The following is a 12402-nucleotide window of genomic DNA, read 5'->3' as shown; positions in this document are numbered from 1 at the left end:
AAGTGTTTTTCTTGCCTAAACTTAAGTTTAGTTGTATAGTAGTTCCAAATCATTCAACGAGGAACGGAGGTGCAGACCATGAAATACACGAAACGAGTCGACAGTCACAAGAACCAAAAACAACGGGATGCGACCTTTGAAAAATTCCGTAAACAGCAAAACGAATTAAGTGCCAATCGCCGCGGTATTCGGCGGAAGTAGGACGGGAGCCAGTGGCGAACGCCCTTTTTGTTTACAGAAAATTTACCAAACTCCTGAGCAAAAAGCTTGAAAAACTGGTCTAGAGCATTTATAATTGGGCTATACCATTAAGAGAGGGAGACTGAATGATATGAAACAATTAACGAACATGAATGTACAAATTGTCAGTGACAAGCAGGCAGGCGGCAAAGCGGGGTTCCAAGTCTTTGAAGATGCCTTACAAAATGGGGCAAAGGTACTGGGCTTGGCCACTGGGAGCACGCCGGTCACGATTTATGAACAACTCGTGGCCAGTGATTTGGACTTCAGTCAGTTAACGTCGGTCAACCTGGACGAATACGTGGGGCTGAGTGCGGATCATCCCCAAAGTTACCACTACTTCATGCAACAACATTTATTCAATGCCAAGCCATTCGCACACTCCTACGTGCCGGATGGGGCCAACTTGGACGCCGCGGCCGCAACCAGCGCATACGACCAAATCATCGCGGCTAATCCCATTGATCTGCAATTACTAGGCCTGGGCAAGAACGGCCACATCGGCTTTAACGAACCTGGCACAGATCCCGAATCCACGACCCACAAGGTGACCTTGACCGAATCCACGATCGAAGCCAACGCGCGGTTCTTCGATAACGCCGACGAGGTTCCCCGTTACGCCTATTCCATGGGCATCGGGTCCATCTTGAAGGCTAAGCAGATCTTGATCGTGGCTTACGGGGAAGCCAAGGCGGCCGCCGTCGCAGCCATGATTCAAGGGCCCGTGACGCCAGACGTTCCGGCCAGCTATTTGCAGACTCATCCGAACGTGACCGTGATTTTGGATGACGCTGCTGCGAGTCAGTTAGATTAAGTCTTTGTGTCAACCGCGTTTTCTCTTAAATTTCCCTTTCTGCACCCCGCCAAGATATGGTATTCTTGACCTGGAAACGATTTTAAGGGGGAAACCGGTAAAATGAAACGAACAAAAAGATGGCTCCTGGCCACGCTGATTGTGGGCGTGGGTCTCGGTGGCCTCACCATTGGCAAGGGAACGGGTCATGCGGCGACTACCGATCCCCAATCTTTCATTTCAACTTTGAAGAGTCCCGTCACCTCAGTGGCGAACAAGTATAAACTGTATCCGTCCGTCATGATGGCGCAGGCGGCTTTGGAAAGTGCCTGGGGGACCAGTACGCTGACCACGACGGCCAATAATTATTTTGGCATCAAGGGCAGCTATAACGGCCAATCCGTGACGATGCAGACGGCCGAATACGACAGTAACGGTCAGCTGTATTACACGGATGCTAATTTCCGTAAATACCCCAGTGCCAAGGCGTCCATGACCGACAATGCGACGTTGCTGCGGGGCGGCACTAGCTACAACCCTACGCTGTACAGCGGCACTTGGCGGGAAAATGCGGCTACGTATAGCGATGCGGCTAACGCCCTGACCAATACCTATGCGACGGCGCCAACTTACGGATCCAGCTTGATTTCGATCATTAAGACGTACGGGTTGAACACCCTGTTGGATGGAAGTACAAGTAGCGCCTCGTCCAGTAGCAGTGCGTCATCTGAGTCCAAACCTGCGGCCAAGCCCGAACCAACCTACGCCACGGCGAAGTATTACGGTGGTGCCAGTGGGCAAACGGCGCGGTTGAACAGCAAGTACACCAGTTACCGGCTGTACAATCACGTGAAGGGGACTCGGGCCAACATCACCAAGACGGCTTGGAAGAAGGTGCCGGCGGGCCAAGGCGTGCAGGTCTACCTGGACATGCGGGGCGTGAAGACCACGACCGCCGGTAACAAAACCACGTGGTACCGCATTCGCTTCAGCAACAGCGCCTCGGCCAAGAAGTACTGGCTCTACGGCAAGGCATTGACTCTGCCAACGGTGAAGTACAGCAAGGGCACGGCGAAGGTCAAGGTCAACAGCGCCTTGAGTGGCTACTACTATAACCACGTCTACAATTCACCGTACCTGGCCAAGTCGATGGGCAAGTTAAAGGCGCTGACCGCTAAGTCCTACACGGCCGATAACCAGGCCATCCGGACGCAAGACGGCGTCAAGACCACGTGGTACCGCATCAAGGTGGGCGATAAGAAGTACTGGATCGCTGCCAATGAGGCCGCGGCCAGTCCGCAGTATGACTACGTGACTTACGCCAACGCCAGCGGCACCAAGAAGCTGAGTACCAAATACAAGAAATACCACCTCTACAATCATGTGAAGAAGACCCATTTCAACCAGCAAACTTTTGACTGGCCGAGTGGCGTCAAGAAGGGCACCAAGGTCACCGTGAATTACAAGGGCGTGAAGACGACCTACGGCACGACCTGGTACCGGTTCAAGTTCAGCGGGGACAAGACCAATTACTGGGTCGATTCACGCGCATTAGCTTAAGTAAGTTCACCGAAAGTTCTAGCCGTTATGGCTGGGGCTTTTGTTTTTTAGCGACGGGTCTGAAGGTTGCAGGACGAAAATTCGCCTTTGCAGCCTCACAAGGAAAACTGGCCGCCTACCATTCGCCAAATATGGATTGGAACCCTGGCTGACGCAGGCGCCTGGTTTCGCCAATTTTATGTTCAACCTTCAGGGCAGGGTCCTTAACAAATCTCTAAAGCTCACTAGAAAGTACCCACAAGGGAGAAATATTTGGTATAATACTACAGACTGAGCCTGGTACGTTGACGGGCGCGTAGGTAACGCAAAAACTGAGTTAGGAAGTTTAATTCATGGATAATTCTTATAAAATTAAGGTACAACACGTCACGAAGGAATATGATCTATACAAGAGTCAAGCCGAAAAACTCCGGTCATTCTTTTCGCTACGCAATTCGACCGTGCCTCATTTCTGGTCATTGATGGGAATTTCTTTGGAAGTGAAGCCCGGTGAAACGCTGGGCTTGATTGGGGTCAACGGGTCGGGTAAGTCCACGTTGTCCAACATCATTTCCGGGATCATTCCCCAAACGACGGGGACGGTCGACGTTCGCGGCGATACCTCGATCATTGCGATTGGGGCCGGGCTACGGGGCAACTTGACCGGATTGGAAAACATCCGCTTGAAGGCCTTGATGCAGGGGCTGACCAATCCCGAAATCGACGCGCTGATGGATGACATCGTGTCGTTCGCCGACATTGGTGATTTCTTATACCAACCCGTTAAGAGCTACTCCTCAGGGATGAAGTCACGGCTGGGATTCTCCATTGCCGTGCACGTCAACCCGGACATCCTCATCATTGATGAAGCCCTGTCCGTTGGGGATGACACCTTCTACCAAAAGTGTGTGGACAAGATTTCCGAATTCAAGGATGAGGGCAAGACCATCGTCTTCGTCAGTCACTCCTTGAAGCAAGTAGAAATTCTGTGTGACCGGGTCGCTTGGATCCATTACGGAACGCTAAAGGAAATTGGCGCCACCAAGGACGTGGTTAAGCACTACCGCGAATTCACCAAGTGGTTCAAGGGTCAGACCAAGAAGGAAAAGAAGCACTTCCAACGGCAAATGAAGGCCAACCAGAAGTCATTTGACATCGACGCCTACCAAAAGCAGGTCACCGAGGAACGTCAAGCGGCGGCCCCGACGGATCGCAACGTGGCCGCCGAGGTCAAAAAGGACTTCTACGGCTCCGTCATCAGTGAAAAGATGAGCTGGGGCAACCGGCTGTTGACCAGCGTCGTGGCCGTGGTCTTTGTTGTAGCGTGCCTGGTCAATATTTCTGGTCACTCGTTGGGTGAGGTCCTCGAGCACCCAAGTAATATCGTGCACCCAGAAACGGTGCTGCACGACCAAAATAAGACGACTAACGTTAAATAAATTAGAACATGATAAGAAAATAGATAGATTTTTATCATTTATCGTGGTATCTTTAAGTTACCATTTATTTACCCCTTTATTTAATTTCCCAATGAATTGAATAAAGGTTTATCTCTCATTTGGTGAAGACTAAATGGCGGGGCTGGAGCAATCCAGCCTCTTTTTTTGATTGCCAGGATGGCTGGGAGTTGCTATACTGGGGCCAATCCATAAGTTAGGGGTGGTCCCATGATTGCGCATAAGCGGGTATTGGGCCATGTGATTTGTTGCGTTTAGCCAATTCACATGGAGGAAAAGAACATGACAGCCATTTATGACAATGAAAAATTTTTTAAACGTTACCAACAGATGCCACGGAGTCAAGCAGGCCTGGCTGGTGCCGGGGAGTGGGCGACCTTAGCGCCCTTGTTGCCCGACTTCACGGATCAGGTCGTCTTGGACCTCGGCTGCGGCTACGGGTGGCACGCGCGTTATGCGGCGGCACACGGCGCACGGTCGGTCTTAGGCGTAGATATTTCGGCGAAAATGTTGGCCGTGGCCCGGCAGAAAACGACTAATCCGGTCATTACCTATCAGCAGGGCGATTTGACGCAATTACAGTTGCCGGCCCAACACTTTGACACGGTGTTTAGCTCGCTGGCCCTGCACTACGTTCCCCGGTTTGCTCCGGTGGTGGACCAGGTGGCGCGGTATTTGAAGCCGCATGGCCAGTTCATCTTTTCGGTGGAGCACCCGGTCTTCACGGCGGCGGGCAGTGAACAGTGGCACCGCGATGCTCAGGGGCAGATTCAAGATTTTCCGGTCGACCGCTACTTTGAAGAGGGTGCGCGGACCACGACCTTCTTGGACACACCGATTCGCAAATACCATCGGACGTTGACGACCTACCTGGAAACACTGTTACAACGCGGCTTTCAGCTTGAGCACGTGGTCGAACCCCAGCCGCCCGAAGCCATGTTGGACCAACCGGGGATGCGCGATGAACTGCGGCGACCAATGATGCTGATTGTGGTGGCCCGTTATCGTGGTTAAATGAACAAGATGAAATGAGAGGGAGTTGGCCTGGTGCTGGCGCCCTCTTTACGTGATTGGTTGGTAAGGTCATTTATGAATGCCACCGTCCCGGCAATCACGGACCCCAAATCATCAAGCCCCATGGCCATATCACAAAAAAATAGTGAAAATTACCAACTATTTTCTGAAAAGCATTGACAGCGCTTACAAAAACCGGTATATTATATCTCGTAAGGTATTAATAATTACCTTCTAATCAATTCTCTTTCTCTCTTATGCCGACCACTGCCATTCCCTGGTAGTGGTTTTGTTTTGCCCAAAATCACGGTATAATAGACCTACTGTGTGGAGGTGAAATTGAGATGAAAAGTCATGAAACATTTACGCTGATTGAAGAAATCACGCGCCTCGACGGGACCAAGTACATGGAGATCAGTGACATGGTCCAAAACGGTCGGGCGGAACTCGCGGTCGAACGGAAGCTGATCAAGCAAGTCCGCATCCTCCAATTAAACATTGCCCACACGCCCCACGTTCAGGCGTATGAGGACTACGTTAATGAAAATTACACGATGCCCGACGAAGACTTCACGACGTTTCAGGAGTGGAAACGCACGCCGGAGATGGAAAAAGAAGTTGCCGCCATTTTACATGAAAACCATATTGGGTAACGGGACATTGCTGGTCCCAACCAAGGGGGCTTACAAACGCGTCAACCGGGACGAGGTCTTAGGTTGTCGCGTTTTTTATGATCAGTCATCTATCTGTATATAAGCCAATTGTTAGTTTGGTTGGCTACAAAATTGTGGTACTCAACTAATAATCGTGCTACTATGAAAACGGATTCATTAAACCACATATTTCTAGTTTTGGAGGGACATTTGATGAAAAAATCTTTAACTGTGATGAGTGCGTTGTTAATGCTGACTAGTGCGGGGGCTGGCATTTCCTTGAACCAGGTCACCTCACCAACACCCACGGCGCAAGCGGCGGCCTTGAACGCGGCTAAACTGGCTAATGGTAAGTACAGCATCAAGTTCAACGTCTACAAGACGGGGACCACGACGGCTTCCGAAGCGGCCCAATACCTGAGCAACAAGGCCAGCGTGAGTGTCAAGAATAAGAAGGCTACGGTCACTATTACCGGGACCGCTGCAGGCAACAAGTTCATTCAAGCATTGACGTTGGGCGGCAAGGACGCCAAAGTCAAGAAGGTCGCAAGCGGCAATACATACACCTTCAGCAACGTTAACTTGAAGAAGGACCAAGTCATCGGCTTTAGTTTGGCCGTCCCAATGAACGGGCAAACCGTTAAGATGCAAGAATCAGCGACGTTGAAATTTAACACCAGCAGCCTGAAGGCCACCAGCAAGGCCAAGGCTAAGAAGGTGGCGCTGAGCACCAAGAAGATCAAGGCCAAGGCTAAGAAATTAAGCGGGACCACGACCAAGGGTGCTAAGGTCACGGTCAAGCACAATAAGAAGACCTTAGGCAAGGTCACGACCAAGAAGAAGGCTTACACGGTCAAGCTGAAGAAGGCCGTTAAGAAGAGCTGGAAGCTGAAAGTCACTGCCACTAAGGCGGGCTACAAGACCGTGACGAAGACTGTTACTGTTAAGTAAGTGAACACGTAAAGTCACTACCGGTTGCGGTGGTGATTTTTTGGTTATGCGAGCAAGAGTGGGCCAGCAGGCGGTTAACGGGCGAGCATTAACGATGATAGGCGGCTAATCCCGATTCTGGATTAGGGGCCTAGCGCTGTTAAGCGGAACCCGTTGCCTGCTGGTGCACGTTTCGACAATGGTGCGGGCTGTCCGCCTTACCGTTCGCCAAATATGAGCTGGAACGCTGGGGCGGACGGACCGAGCCAAAGGGCGGTCTCGGCACCTCGTTTTGAGCCGAAAGTCGCGTCTCAAAGACGCCAGTTCCCTAAGCGACATGAACCACGTCGCTAAGGGAACTCCCACGGCTGAGCCCATATTTGGCGAACTCTCGGCTGCGGTGATGCATGTCAGCGACGATTGTCGATGCCAGTCTTGTTGGAGCCAGTGGCATCGGTGTGGAGCCGGTTTTGTCAGGCCAGTCGCCAGTATCTTGGGTTGAAGGTGGTTCTCACAGCAGACTGCGCGACTGGGCCACTGGTATAGGCGACAATTTTGCACAACATAACCAATCTAAAAAAGAAATGGGGGAGCACTCATGAAACACATACAGCAATTATTCCGGCTGGTTGGCTGGTTCGTGGTGGGTCTGGCACTCTTTGCCTGGGGCCAACCGCTGAGCGGCCACGCGGCCACCTTAGCGAACGGTAGCTACCAAGTGCCGCTGAAAATTTTAAAAGCCGATAGTCAGGCAACCTCTACTGCCAGTCAATTCTTTGGCAAGTCGGCGGTCGTGCGGGTGAACGACGACCAGTACACGGTGCTGATCACTTCGACCGGCGCGCAGTACATCAAGTCCATGACCGTGGCCGGGCAAACGGTGACCAAGGTCAAGACGACCAAGTCTGCGGCCATTTATCAGTTTAATCTGACCGAGCAGAAGAGTCCGTTGACGACCACGTTTAGCCTGACCACGCCGCTGGGCGCCATGAAGGAAACGGCGCGTTTGACGCTGGGGTGGGCTCAGGCCAAGTCGTTGAGCAGTAGTTTGGCGACCAGCGACCTGATTGCCCAGGCGGTGAAATTGATCCCGGCCACCAGCAGTAGCGCCAGCATCAAGGTGCCTAAGACGACTGGGACCACGACCAGCACGCAGACGTCCAAGGCCGCTAAGACCACGACCAAGCCCGAATACTGGCGCTACCAGGTCTTGCAGGGCAGTAAGATGGCCAAGTCCGAGGCCGACCAGTACTACACCAAGGTCGCCACGGTCACGCCCCAAAGCACGGGGTATCGCGTCCTGTTAAAGGTGGCTTACGCCAAGTCGTTAAAGTTGGGCAGTAAGGCCGTCGTACCCGAATCCATCGACGGGCAACAGCCCCAAGACGTGACGTACGGCCAGCAGGGCAAGAATTACACCATGCAGTACGCCTTTACGGTCAAAAGGACCGGTCAACTGACGCAGAAATTGATTCCCGGCCGCATCCACGTGACGGTGCCGGCTATGAACATCAGTCAGACCTTCCCCGTGCGTTTCCGTTTTGCTTCCAGTGGTGCCGCGGATCAGGCGGATGCGGCGAATGTGAGTGCGTTGCCGAAGACCACGACGGCCGCGGCCACGCCAACGAGTGGTAGCAGTGCGGCCACCAGCAGTCACGCCCAACCGACGCGCAAGGCCGAATTGCCGGCGACCGGTGAGCAACGCAGCCTGGTCCCACTGCTCGGCGTGGTGGGCCTCGCTAGTTTAGCAATTGGAGGTCGATTCTATGTCAAAAAGCATTAACCGCCTGATTTTAGGCCTGGCCCTGGGTGTGCTGGGGATCTTGTTGCCCGTGGTGGCCCAGGCGCAGTCGCTGGATTATACGGCGCTGAAGTACGGGACCAGTCAGACCTCGATGGCTAGCGGGTATTTCGTCCATCCGGCCCAGGTGACCGTGAAAAATCACGCCTACGTGGTGACCATGGACATCAAGACCGCCAAGAAGCTGACGAGTTGGCCGGTCACGGTCTTAGCCGTGGATGGGCACGCGCCCGAAAATGTCCGCAAGACCAAGGACGGCGCGGGTAATTCCCACCTGTACTATTCATTTACCACGACGAATCTCAAACGCAAGGTCAATGCCAAATTGGCCATCGACGTGCCCGACGTCTACAAGGCCAAGCACTTGATTACGTTCAAGTTCAAGACGGCGCATTTGCCAGCCTTGACGACCGCCAAGACGGCGACGACTGCGGCCAAAACGACAACCAGCGAGCCGGCCGCGCGCCACAGTCAGTCCTCTGCAACGCCCAAGGCCGCTTCGAGCAGTCAGACACCGGCCACATCGTCACCCAGCAAAGCATCCACACATCATCGGCACCAAGCCAGTCGTGCGGCCAGCTCGACCAGTCGTACCAGTCAGTCGACGCCAACCAGCAGCAGTCGCAGTCAATCAACTACGATGGTAGCGGATCAGGTGCCGCAACAAAAGACCCACTGGGGTGGCCTGATTGGTGGAGCCGTGGCCATCATCGTTCTGGTTGGTGGCGGCTCCTGGTGGTACTTTGGCCGGCATTAGGAGGAATCGCACATGAAAAATCCAAGAACCATTGGGTTGGTGACCTTAGCCGTCATTTTGGTCGTGGGCCTCGCAGGCGGCGGTATCGCTTGGCACCAGCATCAACAGCGGGCTGCTCAGCCGCGCATCGTGGCCACGACCTACGCCATCGTTCAAATCGCCGACAAGCTTAATTTGCCCTTAGTGGGGGTCCCCACGACGGCCAACACCTTGCCACAGCGCTATCAACACCTAACCAAGGTCGGCAGCCCCATGAATCCCAGCGTGGAGAAGATCACCGCGCTCAAACCCACGGCGGTGTATTCCGTGACGACGTTAAACGACCAATTTGGTAAGGCCTTTAAGGCCCAACACGTCACGCCCCATTTTTTGGACCTGACCAGCGTGGCCCATTTACAAACGACCCTGACACAGTTGGGGCAACGCTATGACCGCCGGGCGGCCGCGGCGAAACAAAATGCCCACATCGACCGGGCCAAACGCCACGCCAAAAAGCGGGCCCAGGGACGGACTCAGCCGCGAGTCTTGGTCCTCATGGGCCTACCCGGGGCCAGTTACATGGTCGCCACCAATCACGCCTACGTGGGCGATCTGGTGCGGTTAGCTGGGGGCCACAACGTGTTTACCAGTCGCACACAGGAGTATCAACAACCCAACGATGAGGCCATTCAAAAGGCCAATCCGCAGGTCATCTTGCGCTTGGAGCACGCGATGCCCAAGATGGTGACGCAACAATTTAACCAAGAATTCAAGCGTAATGCGATGTGGGCCAAGACGTCGGCGGTCAAGCACCACCGTGTCTACGATCTGCAGGAACCAATCTTTGACGCGACCGCCAATATGCGCGTCGTGACGGCCTTGGACCAAGTGAGTCGTTGGCTGTATCCGAAGGGGGCGACCGCATGAGTAAATCCAGTGGCTGGTGGTACGGCGGTGTCTTGGTGCTCTTACTGGCAACGGGCGTGCTCGCCTTGATGGCCGGCACAACCTGGATTGGCTTACCACAGGTAATTTACGCGGCTAGTCATCCAGGGAGCACGACCTTTGTGACCGTCTTCTCCTTGCGTTTACCACGGGTCTTAAGCAGTCTGATCTGCGGGGGCAGTCTCGCCGTGGCTGGGGCCTTATTTCAGGCCGTCTTTCGCAACCCCATCGCCGATCCCAGCATCTTAGGGATCAGTTCGGCCGCGGACTTCTTCAAGCTCGGTGGGGCGCTCTTGTTGCCCTGGTTACCGGGGCGTAACTGGGTGATGGCCGTGGTCGGTGGGTTGGTAGCGCTGATCATCTTGACCAGTGGCCGCGCGCTCGCCGACCCGTACCGGTTGATCATCGTCGGGGTCGCGCTGGATGCGACCTTCGTGGGCCTGCAACAGCTGGTGAGCAGTGGCGCCGCACAGGTCAGCCGCAGTACTTTTAACGGTACGACCTGGACCGATGCGACGACAGTCCTGATTCTGGGCGCTCTGGGGCTCATAGGGGCCCTGTTGTTGGCACCTTGGGCCAATTACTTAAAGCTGACCGATGACGCCTTAAAGAGCGTCGGAATGCCCGTGAACGTGATTCGTTGGAGCCTGTTATTGCTGGGGATGTACCTGGCCGTGAGCGTTACCGCCGTGGTCGGGGCCATCCCGTTTGTTGGCATCGTGGTGCCCAACGTCGCTCGAAGATTGGTCGGTCACGACTACCAAACGCTGGTGCCGTTTACCATGCTGGCCGGCGCGTGGTTGATGCTGGCCGCGGACACCCTGGGGCGGACCGTGATCGTGCCCAGCGAAATTTCCGCGGCGACCATGATGGCCGTCATCGGCGGACCATTTGTCATTATTTTGCTACAACGGGGGCGAGGATTCCATGGAATGTCAACACGTTAGTTATCAGTATTCCCACCAAACGCACGGCCTGCACGATTTAACGGGAACCTTTCCGACGGGGCAGGTCACTACGATCATTGGTCCCAACGGCGCGGGCAAATCCACACTGCTGAACCTGTTGGCCCAACGCCTACCGGTCCAAGCCGGGCAAATTTTACTCGACCAACAGCCCATCGCGCAGTTGAAACCCAAGGCCTTGGCCCAACAAGTTGCCATGGTCACGCAACGCCATCAGCTGTACGATGAGCTGACGGTGCGTGAGGTCGTGGCGACCGGGCGCTTGCCGTACCACGGCCTGCTGCAGGCGGTACCGGACGCAGAGGTCACCCCGTACTTAGCGGCCAACGGTTTGACGGAGTTGGCCACGACGTTGATGCAAGACCTGTCCGGCGGTCAACAGCAACGCGTCTGGTTGGCGGCGGCCCTGGCCCAAGCACCCAGCGTGCTGTTGCTAGACGAGCCGACGACCTACCTGGACGTGCATTTTCAACAGGTGTTGATGACTCAGCTTCGGCAGTTGGCGGCGCAGGGCATGACGGTGATTCAGGTGCTCCACGACATCAATCAGGCCTTTCGTGCGAGTGACTGGCTGTGGCTGCTACAGGACGGAAAATTGGTCGCCAGCGGCACGCCAGCGCAGTTGCGCGACGCCCAGTTGCTGGCACAGGTCTTCGCCACGCCAATTGAGATCGTCGACGTGCCCCAGCTCGGCCCCTACATCGTCCAGATTCCGCAGTGACCTGTGGTGCTGGTCGCCTTACCGTCCGTGCGCTGGTGGTGAAGGTGCTGTCCGCCTGCCGTTGCGCGAAAGCTAGGCTGGAACGCTGGGGGAGGACCGCCCCGAGCCTGAGAGGCGGTCTCGGTGCTTGCTTTGAGCCAGAAAATCGCTGTCTCAAAGACACCAATTTGCCAGCAAACCCCACTGGCAAATTCCCCGGCTGAGCCTAGTTTCGCTCCACTCTCGGCTACTGTGGTCGTTCACCTCGTCAACAGGTTGAGGCCCCGACTATCGGTATTCGACAAACAACTACCGACCGGGATTGTCGCTCATGGGTCAGCATCTGGTAATTTTCGGTGTGGTTGGACGGCTGCTGACGACCACCACCACGGACGGTAAGGCGGTCAGCACGCACCACAGTTGCCCAATCACCAATGCCAAGTAAATTACATAAAAAGTCGCAATTAATCACCTGATTGGTGAATAATTGCGATTTTTTAGTGGGTCAATCAGTCGGTGGAAAAGTTGATAAGACCAACGTTTAGCCGCTTATCAGTCGTTCAATATATACTATTTTATATACGTTTGCGCATAAAATTATATTTACAAAATATTGAAAGCGCTTTATC

At 54.3% G+C, this 12402-nt stretch carries 12 protein-coding genes; all 12 read left to right on the top strand.

The window, feature by feature from the left end:
* Window positions 1-78: 78 nt before the first annotated feature.
* The 12 genes from EGT51_RS13125 (at window position 79) to EGT51_RS03405 (ending at window position 11794) form a co-directional block, all read left to right on the top strand.
* Window positions 79-201, top strand: coding sequence for a hypothetical protein (locus EGT51_RS13125; RefSeq protein WP_125544371.1), 123 nt, complete (start codon window positions 79-81; stop codon window positions 199-201).
* Between the two features lie 148 nt (window positions 202-349).
* The gene (locus tag EGT51_RS03455) at window positions 350-1054 is read left to right on the top strand and encodes a glucosamine-6-phosphate deaminase (RefSeq protein ID WP_167850136.1); all 705 of its coding nucleotides are present in this window, start codon (window positions 350-352) and stop codon (window positions 1052-1054) included.
* Window positions 1055-1156: 102 nt separating this feature from the next.
* Window positions 1157-2593: a glycoside hydrolase family 73 protein gene (locus EGT51_RS03450; protein ID WP_135367411.1), complete on the top strand. Its 1437-nt coding sequence runs from the start codon at window positions 1157-1159 to the stop codon at window positions 2591-2593.
* Between the two features lie 332 nt (window positions 2594-2925).
* On the top strand, window positions 2926-4011 hold the full coding sequence (locus EGT51_RS03445) for an ABC transporter ATP-binding protein (RefSeq protein WP_135367410.1): 1086 nt from the start codon (window positions 2926-2928) through the stop codon (window positions 4009-4011).
* 300 nt (window positions 4012-4311) lie between these two features.
* A complete protein-coding gene (locus EGT51_RS03440) occupies window positions 4312-5043 on the top strand; it encodes a class I SAM-dependent methyltransferase (protein ID WP_135367409.1) in 732 nt (243 codons plus the stop codon).
* A gap of 344 nt (window positions 5044-5387) precedes the next feature.
* Window positions 5388-5696, top strand: coding sequence for a hypothetical protein (locus tag EGT51_RS03435; RefSeq protein ID WP_135367408.1), 309 nt, complete (start codon window positions 5388-5390; stop codon window positions 5694-5696).
* 213 nt (window positions 5697-5909) lie between these two features.
* Complete coding sequence (locus EGT51_RS03430; RefSeq protein ID WP_135367407.1) at window positions 5910-6647, top strand: NEAT domain-containing protein; 738 nt, start codon at window positions 5910-5912, stop codon at window positions 6645-6647.
* Window positions 6648-7224: 577 nt separating this feature from the next.
* Window positions 7225-8409: an NEAT domain-containing protein gene (locus EGT51_RS03425; RefSeq protein ID WP_135367406.1), complete on the top strand. Its 1185-nt coding sequence runs from the start codon at window positions 7225-7227 to the stop codon at window positions 8407-8409.
* Complete coding sequence (locus EGT51_RS03420; protein ID WP_135367405.1) at window positions 8393-9184, top strand: NEAT domain-containing protein; 792 nt, start codon at window positions 8393-8395, stop codon at window positions 9182-9184. Before EGT51_RS03425 ends, EGT51_RS03420 begins: the two co-directional genes overlap by 17 nt.
* Before the next feature lie 12 nt (window positions 9185-9196).
* Complete coding sequence (isdE, locus tag EGT51_RS03415) at window positions 9197-10090, top strand: heme ABC transporter substrate-binding protein IsdE (protein ID WP_135367404.1); 894 nt, start codon at window positions 9197-9199, stop codon at window positions 10088-10090.
* Complete coding sequence (locus EGT51_RS03410) at window positions 10087-11055, top strand: iron ABC transporter permease (protein ID WP_135367403.1); 969 nt, start codon at window positions 10087-10089, stop codon at window positions 11053-11055. The genes isdE and EGT51_RS03410 overlap by 4 nt, the downstream gene beginning before the upstream one ends.
* Window positions 11036-11794, top strand: a complete 759-nt coding sequence (locus tag EGT51_RS03405; RefSeq protein ID WP_135367402.1) for an ABC transporter ATP-binding protein — start codon at window positions 11036-11038, stop codon at window positions 11792-11794. Before EGT51_RS03410 ends, EGT51_RS03405 begins: the two co-directional genes overlap by 20 nt.
* Window positions 11795-12402: the final 608 nt, after the last annotated feature.

The organism is Levilactobacillus suantsaiihabitans, from assembly GCF_004745505.1.
Lineage (GTDB): Bacteria > Bacillota > Bacilli > Lactobacillales > Lactobacillaceae > Levilactobacillus > Levilactobacillus suantsaiihabitans.
Note: the sequence above shows the minus strand (reverse complement) of the source record. Positions and strands in the feature narration are given on the sequence as shown.

Excerpts from the sequence above, each read along its gene's own strand:
- EGT51_RS13125 (WP_125544371.1), top strand. The coding sequence starts at position 79 with ATGAAATACACGAAACGAGTCGACAGTCACAAGAACCAAAAACAACGG.
- EGT51_RS03455 (WP_167850136.1), top strand. The coding sequence starts at position 350 with ATGAATGTACAAATTGTCAGTGACAAGCAGGCAGGCGGCAAAGCGGGG.
- EGT51_RS03450 (WP_135367411.1), top strand. The coding sequence starts at position 1,157 with ATGAAACGAACAAAAAGATGGCTCCTGGCCACGCTGATTGTGGGCGTG.
- EGT51_RS03445 (WP_135367410.1), top strand. The coding sequence starts at position 2,926 with ATGGATAATTCTTATAAAATTAAGGTACAACACGTCACGAAGGAATAT.
- EGT51_RS03440 (WP_135367409.1), top strand. The coding sequence starts at position 4,312 with ATGACAGCCATTTATGACAATGAAAAATTTTTTAAACGTTACCAACAG.
- EGT51_RS03435 (WP_135367408.1), top strand. The coding sequence starts at position 5,388 with ATGAAAAGTCATGAAACATTTACGCTGATTGAAGAAATCACGCGCCTC.
- EGT51_RS03430 (WP_135367407.1), top strand. The coding sequence starts at position 5,910 with ATGAAAAAATCTTTAACTGTGATGAGTGCGTTGTTAATGCTGACTAGT.
- EGT51_RS03425 (WP_135367406.1), top strand. The coding sequence starts at position 7,225 with ATGAAACACATACAGCAATTATTCCGGCTGGTTGGCTGGTTCGTGGTG.
- EGT51_RS03420 (WP_135367405.1), top strand. The coding sequence starts at position 8,393 with ATGTCAAAAAGCATTAACCGCCTGATTTTAGGCCTGGCCCTGGGTGTG.
- isdE (WP_135367404.1), top strand. The coding sequence starts at position 9,197 with ATGAAAAATCCAAGAACCATTGGGTTGGTGACCTTAGCCGTCATTTTG.
- EGT51_RS03410 (WP_135367403.1), top strand. The coding sequence starts at position 10,087 with ATGAGTAAATCCAGTGGCTGGTGGTACGGCGGTGTCTTGGTGCTCTTA.
- EGT51_RS03405 (WP_135367402.1), top strand. The coding sequence starts at position 11,036 with ATGGAATGTCAACACGTTAGTTATCAGTATTCCCACCAAACGCACGGC.